This window comes from Paenibacillus xylanilyticus (assembly GCF_013359935.1).
Taxonomy (GTDB): Bacteria; Bacillota; Bacilli; order Paenibacillales; family Paenibacillaceae; genus Paenibacillus; species Paenibacillus xylanilyticus.
On sequence record NZ_JABMCB010000137.1, the window covers coordinates 1 to 290 of the forward strand.

Here is a 290-nt window from a genome sequence, read left to right on the forward strand (position 1 = left end):
AGCGGCGAGCGAACGCGGAGAAGCCCAAACCAGAGAGCTTGCTCTCTGGGGTTGTGGGACGTCTCACATGGAGTTACAAAGGAACCGGTTAAACGAAGAGGTCTGGAAAGGCCCGCCAAAGAAGGTAAAAGCCCTGTAATTGAAAGTTGGTTCCCTCCGAGACGGATCCCGAGTAGTGCGGGGCACGTGAAACCCCGTATGAATCCGGCAGGACCATCTGCCAAGGCTAAATACTTCCTAGCGACCGATAGTGAAGCAGTACCGTGAGGGAAAGGTGAAAAGCACCCCGG

At 55.2% G+C, this 290-nt stretch carries 1 rRNA gene; it reads left to right on the forward strand.

Going from position 1 to position 290, the window contains the following annotated elements:
• Nucleotides 1-290: ribosomal RNA gene (locus tag HP552_RS03280) — 23S ribosomal RNA — on the forward strand; the annotation flags it as partial.